This window comes from Streptomyces sp. MNU76 (assembly GCF_020982545.1).
GTDB lineage: Bacteria > Actinomycetota > Actinomycetes > Streptomycetales > Streptomycetaceae > Streptomyces.
The window spans coordinates 404357-429966 of record NZ_JAJKLK010000024.1; the positions used below are offsets into that span (position 1 = coordinate 404357).

Below are 25610 nucleotides of genomic sequence, written 5' to 3' on the forward strand. Positions count from 1 at the left end.
CGAAGCCACGGCGCTACGAATCCTTGTCGACCTGTACCTTCTCCGCCTTCTCCACCGGCATCCCGTTGACCTCGGCCGAGCCGTCGGAAGGCACCCCGTTCTGGTTCATCGAGGCCAGCAACTGCCGCGCCAGCCCCAACCCCGTCCCGCCCATCGTGAGTGCCTTGGCGAACATGTCCGCCATTCCGTCGGCCCCGTTGAGCAGCACCATGTTGTCGACGTTCCCGAACGCGGACGCCCTCGCCTGCACGATCTCCGGCCACCGCTCGGCCAGTTGCTGCGCGATCACCGCTTCCTGGTTCTCCGCCAGCGCGGCGCTTCGCGCCTTGATGCCCTCGGCCTCGGCGAGCCCCTTCGCCCGCGTGGCCTCGGCGACCGCGAGCCCCTTGGCCTGCCGGGCGGCGGCCTCGGCCTCACCGGTGACCTGCGTCGCGGTCGCCTCGGCGGCGGCCGCGAGTTCGGTCTCCTTGGCCTTGGCCTGCGCGGCGGAGATACGGGCGTCTCGCTCGGCCTCGGCGAGGGTCCGCTTCTCGTAGGCCTTGGCGTCGGCCGGCTTGCGGACGTCCGCCTGGAGCTGCTGCTCGCGCCGGGCCGCCGCCAGCTCCGCGACGCGGGTCTCCTGGACGACGACCTCCTGCAGGGCGGCCGCCTCGGCCAGGGGGCCGGCCTGCTTGGCCTTCGCCGAGGCGTTGTCCCGCTCGGCCTGGTAGCCGGCCTGGAGGATCTCGCTGTCCCGGGTGGCCTCCGCCATGCGCGCGGCGGCCTGCTGCTCGGCCTCGGTGGCGAGCCGGTTGGCCTCGGCCTGCGCGATACGGGCGTCCCGCTGGACGGCCGCCGCGTGCGGCATGGCCAGGTTCTTGATGTAGCCGGTCGGGTCCTCGATCTCGTGGATCTGCAGCGAGTCGACGATCAGGCCCAGTTTCTCCATCTCCGTACCGCACGCGGCCCGCGTCTGACCGGTCAGCTTCTCGCGGTCACGGATCATGTCCTCGACCGTCAACCCGCCCACGATGGACCGGAGATGGCCGGCGAACACGTTGTGCACCCGCTCCGAGACCCGTTTCTGCTGGCCGAGGAATCGGCGTGCGGCGTTGGCGATGGACACGAAGTCGTCGCCCACCTTGAAGATGACCACGCCCCGGATCTTCAGCGGAATGCCCTGGAAGGTCACGCACTCCACGGCCAGTTCGGTCTGGTTGAGGTCGAGCGACAGCTTGCGCACCGCCTGCATCCCGGGCAGCACGAGCGTGCCGCGCCCGGTGACGATACGGAAGTTCATGCCCTCCGTCAGGCCCTCCATCTTGTGCTTGGAGCCGGAGATGATCAGGGCCTCGTTCGGTTCGGCGACACGCCACATGAGCTTGAACAGAGCGATCAGTACCAGAGCCACCGCTACGGTCGCCCCCGCGATGATGCCGATGAACATCGGCACACCCCCCTCGGCCAGGTGCCCTTTCGGCACCGAACGTCGGGAGTGTCCCGCGTGGTTCAGCGGGGGTACAGGTACCGGGAGACCGTTGTTGCAGTCCTGATGCCAACCGGTTCCCGAAAGCCGACAGAGCACGGTCCGAGCGCCTCACGGACCGTCAACTGTCGTACGCCGCCGACACATACACGGTGCGCGGCGGCAGATACTCCATCACCATCACCAGGGTCCCCGGTTCGATCCGGTCCTTCGCGGAGGCGGGGTAGGCGAGGAAATGCTCGGCGCCGCCCCGCACCCGGACGATCACCTCGCCGACGAGCCCGGGACCGACCGCACCGGTCACCCGTCCCATCAGCCCGACCATCGACGCTTCGTCCATGGTCACAGCCTACGGGGCAGGTGCCGGGCTCCGAACCCGCTCAGACGGCGGGCGAGTTCGCGGTGGTGTGCTCCGGCGGCCACAGCTCGTGCCAGCGCTGGTCCGCCTCCAACTGCGCGGCCAGGGACAGCAGGAGAGGCTCGCTGTTCGCGGGGCCGAGCAACTGCGCGCCCACCGGCAGTCCGCCGTCCACGAACCCCGCCGGTACGTTCACCCCGGGCCAGCCCAGCACGTTCCACGGCCAGGCGAACGGGCAGGCCGCGATCATCGCCCGGTCGGTGCCGAGCCCGCCGAGGTTCAGCATGGCGCCGACGCGGGGCGGGGGAGCGGCGGTCGTCGGGGCCAGCAGCACGTCGTACGACGAGAAGAGCGCGCCGATCCGCCGGTGCAGCGTGACCTCCGCACGGCGGGCCAGCCGCAGGGGCGCCCCGCCGAGCAGTCGGCCGAGGCGGGCGGCGTCGAGGGTGCGTCGGTCGAGGAGGCCCTGCTCGGTGATGGCGCCGACCCGTTCGGCGATACCGGCGGTGGCGCGCGGGACGAACGTCAGCCCGATCTGCCCGTACCGGGGCTCCGCCTCCTCCACCACGTGCCCCAGCGCGGCGAGCCGCTCCGCCACCGCCCGCACCCGCTTCTCCACACGGGCGTCGAGCCGCGCGGGCAGCGCGGTGAACGGCGGCTTCAGCGACAGGGCGATCCTGAGCCGGCCCGGATCCCTCCCGACGGCCTCGGAGGCGTCGATCGCGTCCGGCCGGTGCAGGTCGCCCTCGTGGTTGCCGCTCGCCGCGTCGAGGAGGAGTGCGGCGTCGGCGACGGTGCGGGCGAGGGTGCCGTTGACGGTGATGCCCTGGAAGGACTCCGCGTGGGGCCAGGTCGAGATGCGGCCGCGCTGCGGCTTGATGCCGACGAGATGGGTCCAGGAGGCCGGGATACGGACCGAGCCGGCGCCGTCCGAGCCCAGCGCGGCCGGTACCAGCCCGGCGGCGACGGCCGCCGCCGAGCCACCGGAGGAGCCGCCCGGGGTGTGGTCCGGGTGCCAGGGGTTCCGGGTGGCGCCGAAGGCCGGCCCCTCGGTGAACGGCCACTGGCCCAGCTCGCAGGTGTTGGTCTTGCCGACGACGATCGCCCCGGCCGCGCGCAGTCGCCGTACGGCCTCGCCGTCCTCCGGCAGCGAGGGGAACTCGCCCTGGCAGCCGAACGCGGTCGGCTCCCCGGCCACGTCCATGTCGTCCTTCACAGCCACCGGGACACCGAGCAACGGCCGCCGCCCGCCCTCCGCCAGCTCCTTGTCCGCCGCCTCCGCCTCCACGAGCGCCGCCTCGGCACGCACCCGCCGGAACGCGTTCACGGTCCCCTGACTCGCCTCGATCCGCGCCAGCGCCGCCTCCACCAGCGCCCGCGATGTCACCTCCCCGGCGGCCAGCGCCCGAGCACACTCCACGAGACCCGGCGCACGGTCCACACCCATACGGAACACCTCCGGAAGCAGGATTTTTCTACCGAACGGTAACGTCCAGTCGGCCACGGCGGTACGGGGAACACGCGTTGAGCGGCAGGGGCGGCGATTCTCGGGGGAGGCGGCGAGTCGCCGCGCTGTCGCTGCCGCCGCCCCGGGGTCGCTCAGCCCCGGGCCAAGTGGCGCATGGTGAGGGCCAGACGGAGGCGGAGGCGGCCCTGGGGGGCGGACCGGCCGGCCGAGGAGGGCCTCGGCGTGGATCAGGCGGTCCTGGAGGGTGGAGTGGTGGACGTTGACGGCGGTGGCCGCGGACCGCAGGCCGGCCGTCGAGGCGACCGCGTGGAGTGTCGCCGGCATCCAGGGCGAGTCCGCTGCCGCCCGATCCAAGTCCCGTACGTCGGCCGGGGGTTCGGCTTCGGGGGCGATCAGTTCGGCGAGCAGGGCGATGCCGCCGAGGTCGTCGGTGCGCACCACCCGCTCACCGGGATCCCGCGCGGAGCCCTCGGCCGTGAACCGCAACGCGGTCCGCGCGCCCTCCCGGGACCCGGGCAGTCCGAGCACCGGCACCGCGGGCCCGACCCCCACCCGCCCGTCGGGCAGCCCGGCCGCACCGGCCGCCCTCGCGTCCCGCTCGTCCCCGTGTACGCGCAGGATGCGGGGACGGCCACCGAGGGGAGCGACGGCGCGGGCCAGGGCCGTGTCCTTCAGCGCCTCCAGAGCCGCGGCGAGTTCCGGGTCGAAGGGGGGCGGGATCATGGTCATGGGCTTCTCCTCGTGCGGGTACCGCGGCCACGGTGCGTTCCGGCGTACCGCGACGCGCGCGGGCGATTCGTACCGTGATGATGGGCGTCGCGGCGGGGCACTTGGACGCCGTCGTGCGGCGGAGCTTGCCCGCCGGTCGGCGGGTGGCCGTGGGGGGTCCGGAGCGGCGTCGCACCCATGGCCAACACATAGTTCACGCCATAGCTTTCGGGCATCATCGCCACAGGACACCCACCCGGGTGACCGAAGAGTGGACGGGCAAGAGGCGCCCCACCGCACTGCCGCGCACCGGTCATAGGTCTTTGGCCAGGCACGGCGTCACCCGTCGGGCGCGCGGGCCGACAGGTCGTACGTGTGTGCGGGGTGACCCTCGGCCCGCCCAGGTGGTGATGGCGCGAAATGGCTGCCGGGTTGCACGGATTTCGAACAGATTCGCCAAACTGCCCTGCCACAAAGATCGGTGGCCCGAACCCGAGCTCCCGCATGGCCGGCACGCCCCCGGCCGGAACGACCTTCACCGCTTCTGCAAGGATGCCGTCCTCATGGTGCAGATACCGAAAGAGCCCGCCCCGCCCTCGCCCCTGCAGCGATCCGTGCCGACCAGCTCCGACGTGGCTCGACTCGCGGGTGTCTCACGCGCGACGGTCAGCTACGTCCTGAACAACACCAGCGCTGTCCGGATCAGCGAACCCACCCGCCGCCGGGTCCACGAGGCGGCCAAGGAACTCGGCTACGTACCCCACGCGGCGGCCCGCAGCCTGCGCGCCGGCCACAGCCGCCTGGTCCTCATGCCCACCCCGAACGTGCCCATCGGCCCGCTCTACAGCCAGTTCATCAACGAGATCCAGTGGGCCCTGAGTCGGCTCGACTACATCGTCGTACAACACGGCGGCATCGGCCTGCGCGGCGACGACGCCGCCCGCGCCTGGGCCGAACTGCGTCCGGTCGCCGTGATCGTGCCCGGGGTCGGGATCGGCCCGCAGGGCGTGGCCGTCCTCAAGCGCTCCGGAGCCAAGGCCGTCGTCACCCTCACCCCCGAACCCGTCGAGGGCGCCCACGCGTTGATCCTGGACCACGCGGGCGTCGGCCACAGCGCGGGACGGCACCTGGTCGAGCGCGGCCGCCGCCGGATCGGGGTCGTCGTTCCCGAGGAGCCCGGCTTCGGGGTCTTCTCCCTGCCCCGCCTCGCCGGCGTACGACGCGCCGTGCAGGGCACGGAGGCGACGGTCACCGAGCTGCCGCTCGCGTACGACGAGGCGGCCGCCGCACGGCTCGCCCGTGACTGGCGGTCCCGCGGGCTGGACGCGGTGTTCGCCTACAACGACGAGTACGCGATGCTGCTGATGCGGGCCCTGCAGGACGAGGGCATCGGCATCCCCGACGAGACGGCCGTGGTCGGGGCCGACGACCTGATGATCGGACGGCTGCTGCGGCCGCGCCTCAGCACCGTCCACCTGGAACTGCCGTCCGGGCGCGACCTCGCCGAACTGGTCGACCGCGTGGTGCGCGACCCCACCACGATCCCCACGACGCACGACGTACTGGCCGCGAGGATCGTCCACCGTGAGTCGAGCTGAACGCGCCCGGGTGACGAATCCGGGCGACGGGTCCGGCTACTGACCGTTCTGCTCGACCTGCGCCTGCTGCTCGGCGACGGCCTTGCGGACCTCGTCCATGTCCAGCCTGCGGGCCTGCCCGATGACATCGGTCAGCGCCGCCTCCGGCAGCGCGCCCGGCTGCGCGAACACCGCGACCTGGTCACGGACGATCATCAGCGTCGGGATCGACTGGATACCGAAGGCCTGCGCCAGCTCCGGCTGGGCCTCGGTGTCGACCTTGCCGAACACCAGGTCGGGGTTCTCGTCGGCCGCCTTCTCGTAGACCGGGGCGAACTGCCGGCACGGCCCGCACCAGGACGCCCAGAAGTCGATCAGGACGAACTCGTTGTCGGTGACCGTCTGGTCGAAGTTCTCCTTGGTGAGCTCCACGGTGCTGCTCATGGCGTGCATCCCTCTTCCTGGTCTCTCTAGGTGCTCGGGCGAGCCGCTCTCGACAACGTCACCCCGCGGTGGCGTATTCCGCGCGCGTACCCGTGTGGCCACGGCGCACACCACCAACCAGACTGGCCCCATGACGGATACGGAAAACACCGGAACCACCGAGAGCGCGGCTGAAGCGACGGCGACCGAGTACGACGTCGTGGTGCTCGGTGCCGGACCCGTGGGGGAGAACGTCGCCGACCGCACCCGCGCCGCCGGACTGTCCACCGCTGTCGTGGAGAGCGAACTGGTCGGCGGCGAATGCTCGTACTGGGCGTGCATGCCCAGCAAGGCCCTGCTGCGCCCCGCGATCGCCCGCGCCGACGCCCGTCGCGTCCCCGGCCTGCGCCACCTGGTCGACGGCCCGCTGGACGCCGCCGAGGTGCTCGCCCACCGCGACTACCAGACCGCCCACTGGAAGGACGACGGCCAGGTGGGCTGGCTGGAGAGCGTCGGAGCGACCCTCTACCGGGGGCACGGGCGTCTGGCCGGACCCCGCCGCGTGGTCGTGGACGCCTCCGACGGCGGCCGCCACGTCCTCACCGCCCGGCGCGCGGTGGTCGTCTCCACCGGCAGCCGCGCCCTCCTGCCCGACCTGCCGGGAATCGCGCAGGTCCGGCCCTGGACCAGCCGGGAGGCCACCAGCGCGCAGCAGGTGCCCGGCCGGCTGATCGTCGTCGGCGGCGGTGTCGTGGCCGTCGAGATGGCCACCGCCTGGCGCTCCCTCGGCTCCGAGGTCACCGTCCTCGTCCGCGGCAAGGGCCTGCTGCCCCGCATGGAACCCTTCGCCGGCGAACTGGTCGCCGAGGCGCTCACCGAGGCGGGCGCGGACGTCCGCACGGGTACGTCGGTGACGGCGGTGTCCCGCGAGAACGGGACCGTGGTGGCCCTGACCGACACCGGCGACCGTCTGGAGGCCGACGAGATCCTCTTCGCCACGGGTCGCGCCCCGCGCACCGACGGCATCGGCCTCGACACGGTCGGCCTGGAACCGGGCTCCTGGCTGCCCGTCGACGACAGCCTGCGCGTGACGGGCAGCGACTGGCTGTACGCGGTCGGCGACGTCAACCACCGCGCGCTCCTCACCCACCAGGGCAAGTACCAGGCCCGGATCGCCGGGGCCGCCATCGCCGCCCGCGCGGCCGGTGTCCCGCTCCTGGAGAGCGATCCGTGGGGCGCCCACGCGGCCACCGCCGACCACGCGGCCGTCCCCCAGGTCGTCTTCACCGACCCCGAGGCCGCCGCCGTCGGCCTCTCCCTCGCCGAGGCCGAACAGGCCGGCCACCGCGTCCGCGCGGTCGACGTCGAGTTCTCCTCCGTCGCGGGCGCGGGCCTGTACGCCGACGGCTACCGGGGCCGCGCCCGCATGGTCGTCGACCTGGACCGCGAGATCCTCCGCGGCGTCACCTTCGTCGGCCCCGCCGTCGGCGAGCTCATCCACTCCGCCACCATCGCGGTCGCGGGAGAGGTCCCGATCAACCGCCTCTGGCACGCGGTGCCGTCGTACCCGACGATCAGCGAGGTGTGGCTGCGGCTGCTGGAGGCGTACCGAGGCTGAAACGCGCAGCGGGGCGATCGGGACGATCGGGGCCGCGCGGCCGGCCGCGCGGGTTCGGTGGGGCGCGCGGTCGGCGCGCCGGCTGCCTGCGTCGGCCGGCCCGTGTCGGTTGGTCGCTGTCGGCTGGTCGGCGTCGGCTGGTCGGCGTCGGCCAGGACCTGTCCGGCCGATCCGCCGAGCAGAGAAGGAGACCCGCACCCGCGAACGGGTGAGTCCCAGGCTCGGCCGCCTCGGCGCTCGCACCGGCTGGCTCTGGCTGACCGGCGGCCTGCTCGCTGTGGTCCGACCGGGCTGACGGTGCCACCGCTGGCCAGAGGGAAAGTGAATCCACCGACGGCGATTTCAGCTCTCTGGGCGGCAATGTCACCCTTGTTCCCCGAAAAGACAGGCCATGTCTGGCGAAACTGCAGGCATACCCGTCAGAAACATTGACGTCATCACGCCCCATATCTATTTTCTGCTCGAACTACCGCACGCTGTTCGCAATTTCGAACGTCGAGAGGTCTCGCTACAGCGATCGGCCAAGCGGACCGGCCAAGCCGGAGGAAGAGTTGAAGAGACCCGTGAGAACGCTGCTCGCCCTGCTGGGCCCGCTGCTGCTGGTCCTGCTGGGCGTCCCCGCCCTCCATGGTCCCGCCGCCGCGGCCGCCCCGCCGGCCGGGCAGGCCACGCGGTACACGATGACCGCGTTCGCCAACTCCAGTGAGCCGAACAGGTGCGACAACTTCGGCCTCGCCGACGCCAACCGCTACTCCTTCCGCGACTCCTGCGCCCGATCTCTCCGCCACCCGCGCCACTACGTCTACGCGCTGCGTGTGAGCCCCTTCAGCACACCGACACCTTCCGCGCCGACAGTTCCGTCACCGTAGTCACCCCTTGGACCTGGCCACTTCCGCTCACCGAAAGGTTCAGATGTCTTCCTCCCTCAGTAGACGGCGCCTCCTGCAAGCAGCCGGGGTCACCGTCGTCGCCTCTGCCACCGGGCCCCTCCTCGGCGCATCCTCCGCCCATGCGGTCGTCCTTCCCGCCAGGGCCGACATCGGGGTCTCGGCCCACCCCTTCGAGATCGGCCAGGTCCGGCTGACCGCGAGCCGCTGGCTGGACAACCAGGACCGTACGCGGAACTACCTGCGGTTCGTCGACGTGGACCGGCTGCTGTACAACTTCCGCGCCAACCACAGGCTGTCCACCAACGGCGCGGCCGCCACCGGCGGCTGGGAGGCGCCCAACTTCCCCTTCCGCACCCACGTCCAGGGCCACTTCCTCACGGCATGGGCGCAGCTGTACGCCGTGACCGGGGACACCGTCTGCCGGGACAAGGCCACGTACATGGTCGCGGAGCTGGCCAAGTGCCAGGCCAACAACAGTGCCGCCGGTTTCAGCGCCGGGTACCTGTCCGGCTATCCCGAGTCCGACTTCACCGCTCTTGAGCAGCGGACCCTGAGCAACGGCAACGTGCCGTACTACACCATCCACAAGACCCTCGCCGGCCTGCTGGACGTGTGGCGCCTCATCGGCAGCACCCAGGCCCGTGACGTGCTGCTCGCCCTGGCGGGATGGGTCGACCTGCGCACCGGCCGGCTGACCGGCCAGCAGATGCAGGCCATGCTCCAGACCGAGTTCGGCGGCATGAACACCGTGCTGGCCGACCTCTACCAGCAGACCGATGACGCGCGATGGCTCACGGTCGCCCGGCGGTTCGACCACGCCGCGGTGTTCGATCCTCTGGCCGCAGGCCAGGACCGGCTCAGCGGACTGCACGCCAACACCCAGGTGCCCAAGTGGATCGGGGCCGCCCGGGAGTTCAAGGCGACCGGCACCACCCGCTACCGGGACATCGCCACCCATGCCTGGGACTTCACCGTGGACGCGCACACCTATGCCATCGGCGGCAACAGCCAGGCGGAGCACTTCCGCGCCCCGAACGCCATCGCCGGCTTCCTGAACAACGACACGTGCGAGAGCTGCAACACCTTCAACATGCTCACCCTCACCCGTGAGTTGTTCACGCTGGACCCGAACCGGGCCGAGCTCTTCGACTACTACGAGCGGGCGTGGCTGAACCAGATGATCGGCCAGCAGAACCCGGCCGACGACCACGGTCACGTCACCTACTTCACCCCGCTCAGGCCGGGCGGCCGGCGCGGTGTGGGCCCGGCGTGGGGCGGCGGCACCTGGAGCACCGACTACGGCACCTTCTGGTGCTGCCAGGGCACGGGCCTGGAGATGCACACGAGGCTGATGGACTCCATCTACTTCCGCACCGACACCACCCTCATCGTGAACATGTTCGTGCCCTCGGTACTGAACTGGACGGAGCGCGGCATCACGGTCACCCAGACCACCTCGTATCCGACCAGCGACACCACGAACCTGCAGGTCACCGGCAGTGTCAGCGGGACCTGGGCGATGCGCATCCGTATCCCCGGCTGGACCACCGGGGCCACCGTCAGCGTCAACGGTGTCAAGCAGAACATCGCCACCGACCCCGGCGGCTACGCCACCCTGAGCCGTTCCTGGACCTCCGGCGACACGGTCACCGTCCGCCTGCCCATGCGGGTCGTGATGCGAGCGGCCAACGACAACGCGAACGTCGCCGCGATCACCTACGGCCCGGTCGTCCTGTCGGGCAACTACGGTGACACCGCGCTCGGTTCGCTGCCGACGCTGAACACGTCCTCGATCACGCGGACCAGCAGCAGTTCGCTCGCCTTCACCGCCACCGCCAACGGCTCCACGGTCAACCTCGGCCCGTTCCACGACGCGCACGGCCACAACTACACGGTGTACTGGAACACCACCGGCAGCGTCCGTCTGGTCAACGCGGCCAGCGGTCTGCTGCTGGGCATCCAGAACATGTCCACGGCCGACGGCGGCCGCGCTCTGCAGTGGTCGGACAACGGCACCGCCGACCACGACTGGTACATGATCACCGACGGGAGCGCGGTCCGCTTCCGCAACGCCCACAGCGGCAAGGTGCTCGGCGTTCTGAACATGTCCACCGCGGACGGCGCGACGGTCCTGCAGTGGTCGGACAACGGCACCGCCGACCACCGGTGGACGCTGCTCGACCAAGGAGACGGCACCTACAAGATCCGCAACGCCAACAGCGGCAAGCTGCTCGCCGTCGCGGGCAACTCCACCGCCGTCGGCGCGTTCGCGGTCCAGGACGCGGACGACGGCACCGCCGACAACCGGTGGCGCATCGTGCGGAACTGAGTGCGCCGCGGAACCGGGTCTCCATCGCTCCTGAAGCTGCCGTACCGGCAAGGCCTGCTCACCCTGCAGCGCCGACCGGGCGCGTCAACCCGAGCTCGTGACCATGCCCCCGACGCCCGCACAGCGGCCTCCGCTGCGCGGGCCAGGAAGGACCCCCCTCATGGCCCCCCTGCACACACGACTGCTACGCCTCCTCACAGCCGCCGCGCTGACGCTCACCGCCTGCGTCACCGCCTCCGCCGGTTCGGTCGCCGAGGCCGCACCGGGCAGCCCCGCGCTCACCCCGCCCCTGGGCTGGAACAGTTGGAACAGCTTCGGATGCGGGATCACCGAGGCGCAGGTCCGCCAGGCCGCCGACGCGATGGTGTCCTCCGGTATGAAGGACGCCGGCTACCAGTACGTCGTCGTCGACGACTGCTGGTTCGACCCGCAGCGTGACAGCGCGGGCAACCTCCGGGCCAACCCGACCAAGTTCCCCAGCGGCATGAAGGCGCTGGGCGACTACATCCACAGCAAGGGCCTGAAGTTCGGCATCTACCAGGCGCCCAACGAGAAGACGTGCGCCCAGGGCGTGGGCACCTACCCCGGCTCCACCGGCAGCAAGGGGCACGAGGCACAGGACGCCGCCTCGTTCGCCTCATGGGGCGTGGACTACCTCAAGTACGACTGGTGCTCCGGCAGCGGCACCCTCAGCGAGCAGATCGCACAGTTCACCATGATGCGTGACGCCCTGCGCGCCACCGGGCGTCCGATCGTCTACAGCATCAACCCCAACAGCTTCCACGCCCCCACCGGAGCCTCCTACAACTGGGGCCAGGTCGCCGACCTGTGGCGGACGACCGAGGACCTGCTCGACATCTGGCAGAACAACAACACCAACAGCTATCCGATGGGTGTCGGGAACGTCCTGGACATCACCGCGCCGCTGGCCGCGCAGTCGGGCCCAGGCCACTGGAACGACCCGGACATGCTGGTCGTCGGGCGTCCCGGGTTGTCGCTGACCGAGGCCCGCTCCCACTTCGCCCTGTGGTCGCTGCTCTCGGCTCCCCTCATGGCCGGCAATGACATCCGTACCATGTCCGCCGACGTGAGCGCGATCCTCCGCAACCCCCGCCTGCTGGCGGTGAACCAGGACTCGCTGGGCGCGGGCGGGCGCCGGGTGCGCGACGACGGCGCCGCCGAGGTCTTCGCCAAGCGCCTGTCCGACGGCTCGGTCGCCGTGGGCCTGTTCAACCGGGGCGACAGCACCGCCACGATCACCACCAACGCCGCACAGGTCGGCCTCACCGGAGGGCCGTTCACCCTCACCGACCTGTGGACCGGCGGCACTTCCAGCACGTCCGGTCAGGTCTCGGCGAGCGTCCCGGCGCACGGTGTCGCCGTGTTCAGGATGAGCGGCGGCAGCCCGCTGGCCTCCACCACCGCCCGCCTGCGCGGTACCGGATCCGGCCGCTGTCTGGATGTGGAAGGTGGGAGCACCGCGGCCGGGACGGCGACGCTGATCTGGGACTGCCACACCGCCGCCAACCAGCTGTGGACCACCTGGGCCGGGGGTGAGATCCGCGTCTTCGGCGACAAGTGCCTGGATGCCAACAACCAGGGCACCACCAACGGCACACAGGTCATCATCTGGCCCTGCAACGGCCAGAACAACCAGAAGTGGACCACGCAGGCCGACGGCTCGATCCGCAACGTCAACGCCGGACTGTGCCTCGACGCCAACGGGGGCGCCACCGCGAACGGGACCCGACTGATCCTTTGGACCTGCAACGGCCAGAACAACCAGAAGTGGACGTCTCTGGCGTAACCAGCCACCGGGTGCGCGGGGAGACCCCCGGCAGGGAGACCCGGCGGGAAGGGGGCAGCCCCACTGCAGCGTGCCTCGTGCCGCGCTGCGGGGGCTGCCCTCCTCCACCGGAAGGAGGTGTGTACGGGCCGGCCCCCTGCGGCCGCCCCCTGCCCAGCCCTCGGAGACGCCGCAGACAGTCCACGACCTGACGAAGCACTACTGGTCGGGCAGGAGGAAGCCCAGCTCGCGTGCGGCCCTGGCCGGGGTCGGGTCGTTCCAGCGATCGGCCATCGTCTGGTTCGAGGAGAGGGAACGCAGTTCGGCGTGGTCGAGGTAGAGCGTGCCGTTGAGGTGGTCCGTCTCGTGCTGGACGATCCGGGCGGGCCACCCCGCGAACTCCTCGTCGACCGCCCGCCCGTGCTCGTCGAACGCCCGTAGCCGCACCTTGGCGTGCCGGGCCACCACTGCCTGCCAGCCCGGCACGCTCAGACAGCCTTCGTAGAACGCGTCACGGAACGACCCGACGGCCTCGTACGCCGGATTGACCAGGACGCGGAACGGCTGCGGCACCCGGCCCCGAGCCAGCCGTACCTCCTCCGGAACCGGCGCGGGGTCCTCGATCACCGCGATGCGCAGGGACACACCCACCTGGGGTGCGGCGAGGCCGACGCCCGGTGCCGCGTGCATGGTGGCGCGCAGGGCGGCCACGAAGCGGGCGAGGAGGCCCGGGTCCAGCTGGCCGTCGAAGGGCTCGGCGGTGCGGCGCAGCACCGGGGCGCCCGCGGCGACGATCGGCAGCGGCCCCTCGTGGGCGAGGAGTTCCTCGACCCGGTCGCTCAGGGGGCGGGACTCGGGACGGTCACGTTCGGAAGCCATCGGGCCAGGATGCCAACCGTGTGCGCGCGACGCGAGGCGGCTCTCGCACGACTGCCCGCGCGACCGCCCTTCTCGGCGGCGGCGCGGGACCGGCACCCCATCATGTGACCCACGTCACAGAAGATGCCGGGAACTCGGAGCCCGCGCGCCCCGACTACTGAACCGCCACGACGTCCCCGCATCCCGGAGCATCCGCCGATGACCATCGCCCCCTCGACCGAGACGGACGAGTCCCAGAAACCCCTCGCCAAGCCGGACGGCTCACCGAGGGGCTGGGCCGCGCTCCGGCCGCTCGTCCTGCGGCTGCACTTCTACGCGGGCGTCCTCGTCGCCCCGTTCCTACTGGTCGCCGCCCTGACCGGCGGGTTGTACGCCGCCTCGTTCTCCGTCGAGGACATCGTCTACGCGGACCGGACGACCGTCGCGAAGGTGGGCGAGGAGAAGCTGCCGATCTCCAAGCAGGTGGCCGCCGCCCGCGAGGCGCACCCGGAGGGCGAGATCGCCGCCGTACGGCCGTCCCCGGAGGACGACGCGACGACCAGGGTGATGCTGACGGGCGTCGAGGGCATCGACGAGGCCGACACCCTCGCGGTGTTCGTCGATCCGTACACGGCCCAGGTGCGCGGGGCGTTGGAGCAGTACGGCTCCACGGGCGCGCTGCCGGTGCGGACCTGGATCGACAAGTTCCACGCCAATCTCCACCTCGGCGAGCCCGGCCGCCTCTACAGCGAACTCGCCGCCAGTTGGCTGTGGGTCATCTCGGGCGGTGGCCTGGTGCTCTGGTTCGCCCGCAGCCGCGCCCAGCGCAAGGTGCGCGGCACCTCCGGCCGCCGTCGCACCCTGGGTCTGCACGGCACGGTGGGCGTCTGGGCGGCCCTCGGGTTCTTCTTCCTCTCGGCGACCGGCCTGACCTGGTCCACGTACGCGGGCGCCAACATCGAGGTCCTGCGTACCGAACTCCATCAGGCGACGCCGACCGTGTCCGCCGCGGCGGGCGACCACGGCGACCACGGGGGCGGTTCGACGGGCGAAGGGGCGGCCGCGGAGGGCGACCTGGACAGGATCCTGGCCGCCGCGCGTGCCGAGGGCCTCGGCGACCCGGTGGAGATCGTGCCGCCCGCCGACGCGTCCTCGGCGTACGTGGTCAAGCAGGTCCAGCGCAGCTGGCCCACCAAGCAGGACGCGGTGGCCGTGGACCCGGCGACCGCCGAGGTCACCGACACCCTTCGGTTCGCCGACTTCCCGATCCTCGCCAAGCTGTCCCGCTGGGGCATCGACGCCCACACCGGTGTCCTGTTCGGCCTCGCCAACCAGCTCCTGCTGATGGCGCTCGCGGCCTCCCTGGTCGTGCTGATCGTCTGGGGCTACCGCATGTGGTGGCAGCGCGGCCGTGCCTCGTCCTTCGGGCGCCCGCTCCCGCGCGGCGCCTGGCAGCACGTACCGCCCCAGCTCCTCGTCCCCGCCCTCGCCGTCGTCGCGGTCCTCGGCTACTTCGTGCCCCTGCTCGGCATCCCTTTGGCGGCGTTCATCGCGGTGGACGTCGTCCTGGGCGAGGTGGCCCACCGGCGCGGCAAGCGGTCGTACGGCGGCCGGGTGGAGGCGAAGTAGCGGTCGGGCTCACTTCATCGCGGCCAGCTCGGCGTTGGCGCGTTCGGTGATGAGGGCCAGCGTGCGACCGGCGGCGGCCAGTTCCTCGGCCGGGATGTCGGCGTAGATCCGGGCGGAGATCGGTGCCGTCTCGGCGACGGACCTGCTGTGGGCCTCCTGCCCGGCGTCCGTCATCCTGAGCCGGGACGGCCGCGTGGGGTCCGCCTCCAAGAGCCGCGCGGCGACCAACTCCTCGACCACGGCCCGTATCTCGGCCTTCTCGGCCTTGAGCGAGTCGACGACCTGGTCCACGAGGGCCTCGCGGTCGAGCGGTTCGTCGGAGCCCGCGACGGCCCGCAGGGCCAGCGACTGCTGGAACGTCAGACCGTGTCGGGCCAGGACCTTCTCCAGCACCCCGCGGGCGGCGTAGTGGGCGAGGCCGACGACCCGGGAGTTGAGGACGGGGGCGGTGGTGGTCATGGTTGCTCCTTCTCGTGTTCCTGTGCGGTGGAGGGGGCGAGCGATACGTCGAGCGGTACGTCGAGCAGGGTGGTCAGCTCGCGGGTGAACTCTCGGGTCCGGGCACCGTCGAGCCCGCCGAGCGGTTCCAGCAACTGATCCATCAATGCCTGGACGACATCGATCGCGCGCCGGGTGACCTCACGCCCCTGCTCGGTGAGCGCGAGCTGCACGGCGCGGGGATCGCGGGGGTCCCGGGTGCGTTCGAGAAGTCCGGCGGTCTCCAGGGCGCGGGCCAGCTTGGAGACGTACAGGGCCTCCAGGCCGGTGTGGTCCGCGAGTTGCCGCTGACTGGGCCGCAGTCCGTCCCGGTGCATGCCGTACAACGACGCCACCAGCGCGTACTGCGCGTGCGTCAGCCCCAGCGGAGCGAGCGCGCGGTCGACCGCGACCCGCCACTTCATGGACAGGCGCCAGACGAGAAATCCGGGCGTCGCGCCCTCGATGACCGAACTCATGACAGATACCGTACATGGCTACTATAGCCATGGCTAGTAAATGTGACCGCCTTGCGGGAAAGGCGGCCGTACGGTCGCCGCGGTCGGCCCTGCCCGCGCCCATGGAGTGCCGGGGGACGACTGACGGCGTGAGCCGGACGGGGCTAGGTTGGGGGCATGAGCAATCTTGATCGCGAGGCGGTGCCCGCGGTGTGCGGCGGCCGGGGCTTCGTGGTGGCCGAGCCGGTTCGTGAACTCCTCAGCCCCCGCCGGGTGAAGCTCGGCGAGTCCACCGAGGTGCGGCGCCTGCTGCCCAACCTGGGCCGCCGCATGGTGGGCGCGTGGGCCTTCGTCGATCACTACGGCCCCGACGACATCGCCGACGAGCCCGGCATGCAGGTGCCGCCGCATCCGCACATGGGTCTGCAGACGGTCAGTTGGCTGCACCAGGGCGAGGTGCTGCACCGCGACTCCACGGGCAGCCTCCAGACCATCCGCCCCCGCGAGCTGGGCCTGATGACCTCCGGCCGGGCGATCAGTCACTCGGAGGAGAGCCCGAAGTCGCACGCCCGCTTTCTGCACGGCGCCCAGCTCTGGGTGGCGCTGCCGGACGGCCACCGGCACACCGACCCGCGCTTCGAGCACCACGCCGAACTGCCCGTCGTCACGGCGGCCGGCCTGAGCGCGACCCTCATCCTCGGCAGCCTGGACGGCGCGACCTCGCCCGGTACGACGTTCACGCCGATCGTCGGTGCCGACCTCACGCTCACGCCGGGCGCCGACCTGCGCCTGCCTCTCGAACCCGACTTCGAGTACGCGGTCCTGTCCATGTCCGGCGAGGCCCACGTGGACGGCGTCCCCGTCCTCCCCGGCTCCATGCTCTACCTCGGCTGCGGCCGCACGGAACTCCCCCTGCGCACCGACGCACACGCCTCTTTGATGCTCCTCGGCGGCGAGCCGTTCGAGGAGGAGTTGATCATGTTCTGGAACTGGATCGGACGGTCGCAGGAGGAGATCGAACAGGCCCGTCAGGACTGGATGGAAGGCTCCCGGTTCGGTGAGGTGAAGGGCTACGACGGGGATCCACTGCCCGCGCCGGCACTGCCGCCGGTGCCGTTGAAGCCGCGGGGAAGAGTGCGCTGACCTGCGGAAACTCGTCAGCTCTACGGGGTGGCTGTCTGTGGGTGGCCGTGGCAGGACTCTTGCTGACCGAATGCCGACTTTGCTGACGACCCGTCAGGCCCTAGGGTGCGTTTTGAAAGTGCTGGTCACAGCCACTCGTTGATGGCTGCGACCAGCACCGTCGCTTCGTAACGGACGGCGAGCTTGTCGTATCTCGTGGCGACCGCACGGTGCCGTTTCAGGCGATTGATTCCGCACTCCACTGCGTGGCGCTGCTTGTAGTCGTCCTTGTCGAACTTCCACGGGCGTCCGCCGTGGGAACCGCGTTTCTTGCGGTTGGCGATCTGGTCGCGCTTCTCCGGGATCGTGCAGCGGATGCCACGTTTGCGCAGGTAGGTGCGGTTCGCGCGGGAGCCGTACGCCTTGTCGGCACGCACCTTGTCCGGCCGGGTGCGCGGGCGGCCAGGCCCGAGCCGGGGCACCCGGATACGGCCCAGGACCACCTGGAACTGTGGGGAGTCCCCGCGCTGGCCGGCCGTGATGACCAGGGCCATCGGCTTCTGGGCCTGCTCGACCGCCAGGTGCAACTTGGTGGTCAGCCCGCCCCGGGACCGTCCGAGCCCGTGGTCGTCGGGCTCGGTGAACACACCGCCTGGCGGCTCGATCTGCAGATCCCCTTTTTGCGGGCACCGGCCGCATGCTGGTGGGCGCGGGCGATGGTCGAGTCCACCGAGACGTCCCAGGTGATCAGTCCCTCGGCGTCGGCCCGGGCCTGGAGCTGCTCGAAGATGCGGTGCCAGGTGCCGTCCCGCTGCCAGCGCCGGAACAGGCCGTAGACCGTTTCCCACGGGCCGTACCGCTCGGGCACGTCCCGCCACGGAGCACCTGCGCGGGTGCGCCAGCGTATGCCGTCTATCAACTGCCGCTTGGTGTGCACCGGTGGCCGGCCAGGCTTCTTGCCGACCGGGAGCAAGGGCTCCAGCTTCGCCCACTGCGCATTCGTCAGATCATGCCGTCCCACAAAGTGGATCTTGACACATCAAGATCCACTTCTGAAACGCACCCTAGCGGGGGCCTCTTTTCCCAGCTGTGCGGCCTTCGGAGGCGTTTGCAGGTTCGGTGGCGTCCGGACCGATGCTGACCTGGCTGGCGGTCGAGTCAGGCGTGGTGGAGGGACGGCGTCGCTCACGCTGCCTCCTTGTTGAGGTTCCACAAATTCCGTTGCCGCCGCTGTCTCCCGGCAGCGCCGCTTGCGTCCGATCCGAGTATCACGCCTGCTGACCTGCAAAAGAAGGGGGACAGAGGCAGCCCGCAGTGCGTTGGCCCGTGACTGGTCCGGATCTTGGATCTTGGATCTGGAGGGATCTGCGGGCTTGGCCCCTGCCGTAGGTGAGATCGGATAGCACTGGCCAGGCGCCACGCCCGGCCAGTACGGAATCTGGATGGGTTCCGGTCCCGGAGGGCTACGTCGTCCTGTAGTTGTCCATGTGGTGGCGCGGACCTGCACTTATGCAGCTGCATTCGTTGCTGACCTGCGTAGATGCGTCATTCGCGGCGCTTCAGGTTCGTGCCGTTGATGCGGCCGATCCTCCCCACGCGCTCCCCAGCCGCCGCGGATACTCCCCAGGGAGAACCGACGTCACCAGCGGCGACAACACAGACCGTGGCCCAAAGCAGGCGAGAGACCCGGCCGCCCGTCCCTCGCACCGGAACGGGGGCGGAGGGACAACGGGCACCTCGACAGCTGCATCGGTCGGCAGAACTACCCGAGCATGCCCGTTGATCACGCTGCCGCACCGGGAAACTCCAAGATCCCCGACAGAGTCAAGCTACGGGACGTGGGCGGACTCTGGCCCGCGCATGGTCCGGATCTTGGTTGTGAGGAGGTGCGGCAAGCGAGCTGCGAAGGCGTCACCGTCCTCGACCTCGAACGACGCAACGAAGCCGTCGGCGGATGTCACCAATCCGTAAGGCCCCGCCCTCCTGTCCGCTAGAGCCGCGACGAACTACGCTCGCCAACGGTCCCGACCTCACAGGAGTTCTCCTTGCATGCCCGTATCCTCCTCCCGGCCGCCCTCGCCGCTGCTCTTCTCACCCTGACCGCATGCGGCTCGGGCGACGGCTCCGCGTCCGCCGGCGCCGCAAGGACCTCCCCGTCGAAGGCGTCTTCCCCCGCGCAGTCGCCAGCCGACTCCTACGACGGCGGCAGCGGGTCGCAGGGTGTGAAGGTGCCCGAGGCGCTGGACTTCTCCGCGACCACGGTGGACGGCAAGCCGTTCGACGCGAAGACGCTCGCGGGCAAGCCCACGGTGCTGTGGTTCTGGGCGCCCTGGTGCCCCACGTGCAAGGGGCAGGCCGCCGAGACCGCCAAGGTCGCCGCCGACTACCAGGGCAAGGCGAACGTCGTCGGCGTCGCGGGCCTGGACAAGAACGCCGCCATGCGCGGCTTCGTCGCCGACACCGGTGCCGGCTCGTTCCCCCACCTGTCCGACGAGAAGGGCGAGGTGTGGAAGCGGTTCGAGGTGACCCAGCAGAGCCACTACGTGATCCTCGACCAGACCGGAAAGACCGTCTACGAGGGCGTCCTCCCCGGCGGCAAGGGGCTGGCGGCAAAGGTCGCCGCCGTCACCGGCTGACCCCGCCATGGCCGACCTGCCCCTCGCCCTCGCGCTCGGCGCCGGGATGCTCGCCGCCGTCAACCCGTGCGGCTTCGCCCTGCTGCCCGCCTACCTGTCCCTGCTCGTCCTCGGCGACGACAGCCCCAGCCGCACCGTCGCCGTCGGCCGCGCGCTCGCCGCCACCGCCGCGATGACCCTCGGCTTCGCCGCCTTCTTCGGCCTCTTCGGACTCGTCATCCAGCCCGTCGCCGGCCAGGTCCAGCAGCACCTGCCCTGGTTCACCATCGCCTTCGGCCTGCTCATCACCACGGCCGGAGCATGGCTCCTCGCCGGCCGCCAACTGCCCGCCCTGGCCCCGAAACTCCGCCGCGCCCCCGCCGTCACGCGTTCCGTGCCCTCGATGGCCGTGTTCGGCATGGCGTATGCCACCGCCTCCCTCGGCTGCACCATCGCCCCGTTCCTCGCCATCGTCGTCTCCGCCTTCCGCAGCAGCTCCACCATGGAAGGCATCGCCCTGTTCACGGCCTACGCCACCGGGATGGGCCTGATCGTCGGCGCCGCCTCCCTCACCGTCGCCCTCACCCGCACCACCGCCGTCACCCGGCTGCGCCGTCTCGGCGCGATCGCCCCCCGGCTCGGCGGCGGTCTGCTCCTCCTGGTCGGCGCGTATGTCGCCTACTACGGCTGGTACGAGATCCGCGCCCTGCGTAACCCCACCACCACCGACCCGGTCATCGACACGGCGGCCACCGTCCAGCGAGCCGTTGCCGACACCCTGGACACCGCCGGTCCAGCCGTGATCGCTGTGTTCTTTGGGACTCTGCTCCTTGCGACACCGCTGGTCCGGCGCTACAGGCGCACACGTCGGCGCACCGGCTCCCGAGCGTGATCAGGCACCTTTCGACATACGCCCACGAGACATGGCCTCACACGTGAATCACCCGGTATCGCGATGCATGATCGCCAGAGGCACGCCTCCCGGCCTTACCCGGCAAGGGCGCCGAGCCCACCTGCGTTTCATTACCAGCGGCAGCCAGCGCCAGGCCCCAGGCACCTAACGTTGTACGACTGGAGCGTGAACTCTCATCAAAGCCGATCTGACCTCAGTCCCTCTCCTCCGTGTTTCGGGTGAAGCTCACTCCGAGACCGCGCTTTCACCTCCGCAGAACCGCGTTACCGCCGTGTTTTCCGTTGCTTGAACGGCCTGACGGCTAGGGGAAATGTCCTTTCCTTTACCCGTGTGGTCGAGTGCCTTCGAAGGAAAGACACGGAATCCCACCGGAGTCGCGGCCGATTGAACGGATCCCGAAGCGTCCCCCGTACTTCCGGGAAAGGAAGGAAACCCGGTGTCTCAGCGAAGGACGACCGTGGTCAAGGCGCATGTGTCCACGCACGAGTTGATTGCCGGAAGGTACCGGCTCATCGACATCGTGCACCGTGAGACCAACCGCGTCAGCTGGCACGGTGAGGACGTGCAAGAGGGGCGTCCGTGCCTGGTCACCCGGATCGGTCTCCCCGCCCACCTGGGCGAGGAGGAGGCGGTGCAGGCCGCGGACCGGGTGGTGCGTATGTCGGAGACGATGGCGCGGGTCAGCCCCGGCCGGGTGGCCGCGGTCCTTGACGCGCTGACGGAGGCTGGCTCCTTGTGGACCGTCTCCGAGTGGGTCGACGGACTGCCGCTCGGTCAGCTCGTAGATCAGGACGGTCCGTTCGACCCGGTCGCGACGGCCGCGGTCGCACTGCAGTTACTCGACGTGCTGGAGGCCGCGCACGGCGAGGGCATCACGCACGGCGAACTCAGCCCGGGGCAGGTGTTCCTCCGGGAGCAAGGCCACGTGGTAGTCACCGGCTTCGGACTGGCGGGGGCAACCCTCGTGCCCAGGCTGGCGGCACCGTCGTACGCCTCTCCCGAGCAGGCCCGGGACGAGCGCATCGGCCCTGCGGCCGATCTGTGGGCCCTGGGCGCCATCCTGTACACGATGCTCGAGGGAAGGCCGCCGTACCGGGACCCGGACTGGTCGGCGAGCACCCCACGTGGCGCGGCCCGGCTGCCGCTCGGGAGCACGCTGCGGGCGGGCCCGCTCGCAGCCACAGTCCAGGGGCTGCTGCGCACGGACTCCTGGGAGCGGCTGACGCGGACCACGGTGCGCCAGAGCCTGAACCGCGTGCTGGAGCAGGATCCGCACGCCGTCGTGGCGGCATCCCGGCTGCGGCGGGCCCGTGCCGTGGCCCGGCGCCTGCGGCCACGGCGGAGCGGACGTGCCATGGCCGCAGGGACGGCGCTGGCCGTGGCCGCGGTGGCGATCACAGCCCTGGCTGTGACTCACCGGCCGCCCCACACCGAGGAGACTACGGGCGGGGGCACGCAGACCCAGCCGCCGGTGTCCACCGCATCCGCGGCCCAGGACGCCGGCGAGTCGGCCGACGCGAGTACTCGCCCGTCCGACGCGTCCTCGGGCCCCTTCACCCCGCTCCGACGGCCACCGCCGCTCCGTCCCCTCCCGCCGCGTCCGTCGACGCGCTCCCGGAGGGGTACTGGATGTACCGTGCGCCCGAGGGGTTCTCCGTGGCATTGCCCAAAGGCTGGAAGCGGCTGAGCACCCGGAAGCAGGGCGATGTGGCGTACCGGGTCACCTTCGGATCGGAGGGCGACGCGCGCACACTCGCGGTGACGTACAGCACGCGGGCCGGTTCGGACCCGGTCGCAGTCTGGCGCGACGACGTTGAGCCCGCGCTGCGCCGGCAGGCGGGTTTCCAGCGGATCGGCGCGATCGAGGCAACGACGTACCAGGGGTACGAGGCTGCCGACATGGAGTGGTTCTCGGACACCGACGGCCAACGGGGCCGCACCTTCGGGCGGGGCTTCCTCCTCGGCGGACACCGCAGTTTCTCACTGCGCTGGACGACGCCGTCCGCCGACTGGGCCAAGGCCGCCAACCGCCAAGCGCTGGAGACGTTCCTCGGGACCTTTCGTCCGGACCCGGCCGTCTGAGGCCGACGGTCCGCAGTCCCTGCCCCGGCGCACGGAGACTGGCATCACATGGCGTCGATCCGATACACCAAGATGACCCGGCAGGCCGGCCCATGTGGACCGGGTCGGCCCCTCTGGTGCGGTGCCAGGGCTTTCCGGGTCGCCGCTCCAGGACGAGGGCGGCGGCGGAGATCGACGGCAGGCGGTGCGGGCTGCGGCGGCGACCGGGGAAAGGTGCGCCAGGACTTCGGCGTCGCGACACTCCAACCCGGCTCGGGGCCCGTACGACAAGTCATTGTGGGGACGGTTCGGGTGGCGACCTGCCCCACCCTCCGGGCGGACGGGTGCGCCGGCTCTCGTGGGCGGTCTCTGCTGCGCGAGGGCCACCAGTGGCACGGTGCCTGGCGTGAGCGCACATCACGTCGACCGGCTGAGCACCGAAGAACGAGTACGAGGGTTTCCCGCTGTCTCGCCGACGGCACGTACATCCGGTTGACGCACCGCACCTGTGCCTTGGGTGAACTCCGATGCCGGTAGAGAGTCGGCGGCCTCGGGCTCGCGTCGTCGCGGCGGTGACGCGCACGCCCGGCGGTCACCATCGGTCCCGAGCATGGTGCGGTTGGGCCGTGGCCTCCATCCGGATCCACCCCTGCTGACCCATGGCGGTCCCCGTGAGGCAGGGGTGCGGACCTGGGACGTCCTGCCCGCAGGTGCTTCGCAGGACGCGACAGGGAAATGCCGACGACAAACCAGTGCGTGCGCGCTTCTCCAAGCGGCGTCCGGCCCTGTGGACCGTGTCCCGCGCCGGTCCGGACCTTCACCAGCCGGTGAGCAGCAGGTGGTTGACGAGCAGTGCGAGCGCGGCCTGTGCGGCCAGCCAAGCGCGGGGCCGGGGGAGCAGGGCGCCCGCCGCGAGCAGCCAGACGGCGAAGGGCAGCCAGATCCGTTCGGTCTCCGCCTTGCTCATACCCGACAGGTCGGCGACGAGAAGTGCGACAAGAGCGAGGAGCACCAGCAGGGCCAGGCGGAGTTCGGGAGTGTGACGGGGCGTGTTGTGGACGGGCAAGGAGCGTGCGCGTGCCCGGATCGGCCTGAGCCGCTCGCGTTCACGGACGAGTACGGCCGCTATCCGTCGCAGCCCCGCCACCGTGGCCGGGCCAACCACCAGCACGGTGCAGGCGAGGTTCGCCCACACCCAGTAGCCGTAGGGTCTGAACCCGCCGGCTCCCTGGTAGTAGCGTTCGACGAGCAGGTGGTATGCCTCCCACCAGTCGAAGCCCACGAATGTGAAGGCCAGCGGTACGACGGCGGTTCCCGCGAACAGGATGGGCAGTGCCCTGAGCCTCCTTCGCCCGAGGACCAGCACCCCTGCCCCGATCACCGCGAACAGCGTGAGCCCGTACGAGAGGTAGCAGACCAGGCCGAACAGCAGGCCCGCGCTGAACGCGGCAGTCCACGACCGGCGTTTCGTCCGTGCCGTCCCCGCGAGTGCGACGAGGGCAACGAACCACGCGGCGACAGCCGCGAAGTAGCCGTCGGCCGACGTCCCCATCCATACGGCGGCAGGTGCGAGTACCAGGAAGGGTGCCGCCTGGCGGGCCAGGGCCTCATCGGCCAGCGCCCGCGCGGTGACGAGGACGGCGACCGCCGTGGTCGCCCCGACGGTGATGACCCATACCCCGGCCCATGCGCCTCCGCCCAGACCGATCCGGTCCAGGTAGACGAAGGTGAGGGTGGCGGCCGGGGGGTGACCGGCGATGTGCGGGGGCCAGTGATCGGGTGAGTGCAGCAGTATGTGGTTCGTGAAGTCTCGCAATGTCGCGGGGATGTCGTTGAAGCGGTCGATGACCTGGAGGTACTCGTACCGGGTGGTCAGCCGTCGGGCGATGCCCCGGTGCCAGCCGTCGATGAGCGCGAGGGAGAACGTCCAGGTGGTCGCGGTGGCCCAGGAGGCGAGTAGCAGGGCGCGCCATGGCAGGCGTGCGGCGACGGCGGGGCCGTAGGCCACGACGACCACCGCGACGGTGAGCGCGGCCGGGGTACCGGGGCCGAGGTGGGGAAGCCAGTTCGCGTACAGGGGTGGCCAGCCGACGTGGAGGACGTCCTTCGACCGCTTGATGGCGACACCGACCAGCGCGGCCGTCAGGACGAGCAGTGCGGCGCCTGCCACGGCGTACAGGTCGCGGTGGAGATCGCGGCGAAGGCCGGGGCTGGTGTCGCCACGCAGGTTGCTGCGGAGATCACGGTTCACGCGTGAACGTTAGGCCGGACGGCGGCGGCCGGGCCCGGATCGGATGGGGACGTCAGCATTTCGTCATGGTTCACGGACGCGGTGCGTGCCGACCACCCGCGTAGCCCTGCTGGTCCTGACCGATCGCGGGGCCGGGCGAGCGCCTTCTCGCGCAGAGGCATAAGCCGGACGTTCGTACTACTGGCCCGTTCTCCGTCTGCAGGACGGCACTCAGGAGTTCGACGCCGGCCGGCAGGGCGGTGGCGCCGAGGGCAACGTGGGCAGGATCCTCACCGCGTCGTAGGTGACGCTCGAGCGGCCAGGCCCCGCGCTGGTTCCCGGTGCTCGATGTCTGTGCACTCCGGCGTGGGCTGCGTCGACCGGACCCGTGCTCACCCTTACGAGACCGGCGTGGCCGCCGACCGCCGGAGGAAGGGGCGCGCCGTGCAGGGCGCGTTGACCACCGCGCCGCTTCGCAGGCACCGGTCCGAGCCGATGCTGTCCGCGCCCGGGGCACGCCTGGTCAGCCGCTGCTCCCTTGACATCTCCCAGGGTCCGGGGGCGTTCCGACTTCGTAAGGAGCGCACACATTCCCCGGCGGCCTGGCACCGGGTGGGATGGAGAC

General features: G+C 71.0%; 20 protein-coding genes. 11 read left to right on the top strand and 9 right to left on the bottom strand.

Annotated features, from left to right (window positions below):
* Nucleotides 1-13 precede the first annotated feature (13 nt).
* From E4N62_RS40035 to E4N62_RS40045, 3 genes are all read right to left on the bottom strand, one after another.
* The gene (locus tag E4N62_RS40035) at nt 14-1426 is read right to left on the bottom strand and encodes a flotillin family protein (protein WP_230222623.1); all 1413 of its coding nucleotides are present in this window, start codon (nt 1424-1426) and stop codon (nt 14-16) included.
* A 160-nt stretch (nt 1427-1586) separates the two neighbouring features.
* A complete protein-coding gene (locus tag E4N62_RS40040; RefSeq protein WP_184902426.1) occupies nt 1587-1811 on the bottom strand; it encodes a hypothetical protein in 225 nt (74 codons plus the stop codon).
* A 34-nt stretch (nt 1812-1845) separates the two neighbouring features.
* Nucleotides 1846-3270: an amidase gene (locus tag E4N62_RS40045; RefSeq protein WP_230222625.1), complete on the bottom strand. Its 1425-nt coding sequence runs from the start codon at nt 3268-3270 to the stop codon at nt 1846-1848.
* Nucleotides 3271-4562: 1292 nt separating this feature from the next.
* On the opposite strand from E4N62_RS40045, the gene E4N62_RS40055 reads away from it, so the two are divergent.
* Nucleotides 4563-5597, top strand: coding sequence for a LacI family DNA-binding transcriptional regulator (locus E4N62_RS40055; protein WP_230222628.1), 1035 nt, complete (start codon nt 4563-4565; stop codon nt 5595-5597).
* A gap of 36 nt (nt 5598-5633) precedes the next feature.
* Here the strand turns inward: E4N62_RS40055 and trxA are convergent, their stop codons facing one another.
* Complete coding sequence (trxA, locus tag E4N62_RS40060; protein ID WP_184902431.1) at nt 5634-6020, bottom strand: thioredoxin; 387 nt, start codon at nt 6018-6020, stop codon at nt 5634-5636.
* Nucleotides 6021-6150: 130 nt separating this feature from the next.
* Here trxA and E4N62_RS40065 point away from each other — a divergent pair, with 130 nt between their 5' ends.
* The 4 genes from E4N62_RS40065 to E4N62_RS40080 all read left to right on the top strand — a co-directional run bounded on the left by E4N62_RS40065 (nt 6151) and on the right by E4N62_RS40080 (nt 12643).
* Nucleotides 6151-7617 carry an NAD(P)/FAD-dependent oxidoreductase gene (locus E4N62_RS40065; RefSeq protein WP_230222629.1) on the top strand — a complete coding sequence of 489 codons (1467 nt, stop codon included), beginning with the start codon at nt 6151-6153 and terminating at the stop codon, nt 7615-7617.
* Nucleotides 7618-8168: 551 nt separating this feature from the next.
* Nucleotides 8169-8486: a hypothetical protein gene (locus E4N62_RS40070; protein WP_230222631.1), complete on the top strand. Its 318-nt coding sequence runs from the start codon at nt 8169-8171 to the stop codon at nt 8484-8486.
* Between the two features lie 43 nt (nt 8487-8529).
* Nucleotides 8530-10836 (top strand): beta-L-arabinofuranosidase domain-containing protein, encoded by a 2307-nt coding sequence (locus tag E4N62_RS40075; protein ID WP_230222633.1) that lies wholly within the window; start codon nt 8530-8532, stop codon nt 10834-10836.
* Between the two features lie 160 nt (nt 10837-10996).
* A complete protein-coding gene (locus E4N62_RS40080) occupies nt 10997-12643 on the top strand; it encodes a lectin (RefSeq protein WP_230222635.1) in 1647 nt (548 codons plus the stop codon).
* Nucleotides 12644-12841: 198 nt separating this feature from the next.
* On the opposite strand, the gene E4N62_RS40085 is transcribed toward E4N62_RS40080, so the two are convergent.
* Entirely contained in the window at nt 12842-13501 is a 660-nt protein-coding gene (locus E4N62_RS40085; protein WP_230222637.1) for a peptide deformylase, read from the bottom strand.
* A gap of 198 nt (nt 13502-13699) precedes the next feature.
* On the opposite strand from E4N62_RS40085, the gene E4N62_RS40090 reads away from it, so the two are divergent.
* Entirely contained in the window at nt 13700-15109 is a 1410-nt protein-coding gene (locus E4N62_RS40090; RefSeq protein WP_230222639.1) for a PepSY domain-containing protein, read from the top strand.
* Between the two features lie 9 nt (nt 15110-15118).
* On the opposite strand, the gene E4N62_RS40095 is transcribed toward E4N62_RS40090, so the two are convergent.
* Nucleotides 15119-15568, bottom strand: a complete 450-nt coding sequence (locus E4N62_RS40095) for a MarR family transcriptional regulator (RefSeq protein WP_230222641.1) — start codon at nt 15566-15568, stop codon at nt 15119-15121.
* Nucleotides 15565-16065 carry a MarR family winged helix-turn-helix transcriptional regulator gene (locus E4N62_RS40100; RefSeq protein WP_230222643.1) on the bottom strand — a complete coding sequence of 167 codons (501 nt, stop codon included), beginning with the start codon at nt 16063-16065 and terminating at the stop codon, nt 15565-15567. The genes E4N62_RS40095 and E4N62_RS40100 overlap by 4 nt, the downstream gene beginning before the upstream one ends.
* A gap of 156 nt (nt 16066-16221) precedes the next feature.
* Here E4N62_RS40100 and E4N62_RS40105 point away from each other — a divergent pair, with 156 nt between their 5' ends.
* Nucleotides 16222-17187, top strand: coding sequence for a pirin family protein (locus tag E4N62_RS40105; RefSeq protein WP_230222645.1), 966 nt, complete (start codon nt 16222-16224; stop codon nt 17185-17187).
* A 125-nt stretch (nt 17188-17312) separates the two neighbouring features.
* Here the strand turns inward: E4N62_RS40105 and E4N62_RS40110 are convergent.
* A protein-coding gene (locus E4N62_RS40110; protein ID WP_230222647.1) for an IS5 family transposase occupies nt 17313-18187 on the bottom strand; the annotation gives its coding sequence in 2 pieces (ribosomal slippage) (nt 17313-17795 and nt 17798-18187; 873 coding nt in all).
* Nucleotides 18188-19211: 1024 nt separating this feature from the next.
* Between E4N62_RS40110 and E4N62_RS40115 the strand changes: the two genes are divergently transcribed.
* The 4 genes from E4N62_RS40115 to E4N62_RS49000 all read left to right on the top strand — a co-directional run bounded on the left by E4N62_RS40115 (nt 19212) and on the right by E4N62_RS49000 (nt 22776).
* Complete coding sequence (locus E4N62_RS40115; RefSeq protein WP_230222649.1) at nt 19212-19802, top strand: redoxin domain-containing protein; 591 nt, start codon at nt 19212-19214, stop codon at nt 19800-19802.
* A gap of 7 nt (nt 19803-19809) precedes the next feature.
* Nucleotides 19810-20673, top strand: coding sequence for a cytochrome c biogenesis CcdA family protein (locus E4N62_RS40120; protein ID WP_230222651.1), 864 nt, complete (start codon nt 19810-19812; stop codon nt 20671-20673).
* A gap of 457 nt (nt 20674-21130) precedes the next feature.
* The gene (locus E4N62_RS40125) at nt 21131-22381 is read left to right on the top strand and encodes a serine/threonine-protein kinase (RefSeq protein WP_308186129.1); all 1251 of its coding nucleotides are present in this window, start codon (nt 21131-21133) and stop codon (nt 22379-22381) included.
* Nucleotides 22351-22776: a hypothetical protein gene (locus E4N62_RS49000; RefSeq protein ID WP_308186130.1), complete on the top strand. Its 426-nt coding sequence runs from the start codon at nt 22351-22353 to the stop codon at nt 22774-22776. The genes E4N62_RS40125 and E4N62_RS49000 overlap by 31 nt, the downstream gene beginning before the upstream one ends.
* Nucleotides 22777-23572: 796 nt before the next feature.
* Here the strand turns inward: E4N62_RS49000 and E4N62_RS40130 are convergent.
* Entirely contained in the window at nt 23573-25006 is a 1434-nt protein-coding gene (locus E4N62_RS40130) for a hypothetical protein (RefSeq protein WP_230222653.1), read from the bottom strand.
* Between the last annotated feature and the right edge of the window lie 604 nt (nt 25007-25610).